Consider the following 1,797-nt stretch of genomic DNA (forward strand, 5'->3'; position numbering starts at 1 on the left):
GACTTTATCGCCAACGTTTAATTGATTAAACGCACTGTTGGCGGTGAAGACCCAATGACCATTGGCATCAATAGTCAAGTCACCGTTGGTGCCTGAAATAGAATCTGGCGTAAACGTATTATCTGTATTATCCACGTCAGTACTGGTTAACGTGCCTGAGGTAGTTACTGCTTTGTCGGTCTCATCGATAGCGACGGTCGCACTGCTAACAGTGGCTTTATCGTTGGTGCCGTTAATCGTGACCTTGATAGTCGAGGGTGTGCCATCAATAGACGAGACAGTGAAGGTTTCTTCTACGTTATCGCCGATGTTTAATTGATTAAACGCGCTGCTTGCTGTGAACACCCAGTGCCCGTTGGCATCAATAGTCAGGTCACCGTTGGTGCCGGAAATGGAACCCGGTGTGAAGGCATTATCTGGATTATCGACATCGGTACTGGTTAGCGTGCCTGAGGTAGTTACCGCTTTGTCGGTCTCATCGATAGCAACGGTCGCACTGCTGACAATAGCTTTGTCATTAGTGCCATTTACTGTGATAGTCACTTGATGCGGCGTGCCATCTGCAGAGTGAACAGTAATGGTATCGGTGGCTGTTTTATTGGCGCCTAATGCTTGAACCGCAGGGTTAGTATTATCAAGATCGTACGTCCAAGCACCTGAATCGGTCAGATGTAGAGTACCTAAGTTGCCTGCAATATCGGTATTGGAGAAGTGTGCCTCGCCAGTATCGATATCAGTGACAGTCAACTTGCCAGAGGTTTGAAGCTGAGATTCTTCGGTGACAGCTCCTGAGCTTGTTCCACCAAGAATTGCTTTGTCGTTAGTGCCGTTTATCGTAATCGTTACTTGATGGGTGGTGCCATCTACAGAGTTAACAGTAATGGTATCGGTGGCTGTTTTATTCGCGCCTAACGCTTGAACTGTAGGGTTAGTATTATCAAGATCGTAAGTCCAAGCACCTGAATCCGTCAGATGCAGGGTCCCTAAGTTGCCTACGATATCTGTATTGGAGAAGTGTGCTTCGCCAGTATCTACGTCAGTGACAGTCAACGTACCGGATGTTTGCAATTGAGACTCTTCGGTGACAGTTCCTGAGTCTGTTCCACCAATAACTGCTTTGTCGTTAGTGCCATTGATCGTAACCATAACTTGATGCGCTGTGCCGTCGGCTGAGTGAACAGTGACGATGTCTGTCGCAGTTGAACCTTGGCCAAGCCCTTGAACTACAGGATTATTGTTATCTAAAGTGTATGTCCACGCACCGTCTTTTGTGATGCTTAAAGCACCGTAATTGCTAGTTACTTGTGATGCCTGAAAATGATCTTCTCCAAGATCTGAATCCGTTACTGAAAGCTGCCCTTGAACTTGTGTCGTTAAATCTTCAGTTAAACTGCCAGCATCCACACCCGTAATTACGGCATTGTCGTCGTTGCCGCCGATCGTCATATCGATTGTTTGAGGCGTGCCATCTTTGGTGTGAATAGTGAAGCTTTCGTGCAATGAAGTGGCTGCGGTTAAAGCTTGAACATTAGAGAGCGAGTTATCAACTTGATACTGCCAATGTCCATCAGCGTCGATGGTTAATGAACCATATTTACCTGAGATAACTTCCGGCGTAACCGAACTTTCATTTTGATCAGGGTCTATGACATCAATTTTACCGTTCGCATGTAACAAGCCTTGTGAATCAATATTGTGATCTTCTGTTACGACACCTGTTAGGTCTCCAGAAATATTTGGCGTGTCTTGCTTACCTGTTACTGGTATCTGGACAATGATGCTCGAGCCGTTAGATAG

Annotated in this window: 1 protein-coding gene; it reads right to left on the reverse strand. The window is 46.0% G+C overall.

What is annotated here, in order from left to right:
- On the reverse strand, positions 1-1,797 hold a 1,797-nt coding region (locus IQQ51_RS21950; RefSeq protein WP_228013128.1), incomplete at both ends, for a VCBS domain-containing protein.

This window comes from Vibrio sp. OPT18, from assembly GCF_015163615.1.
GTDB classification, from domain to species: Bacteria; Pseudomonadota; Gammaproteobacteria; order Enterobacterales; family Vibrionaceae; genus Vibrio; species Vibrio coralliirubri.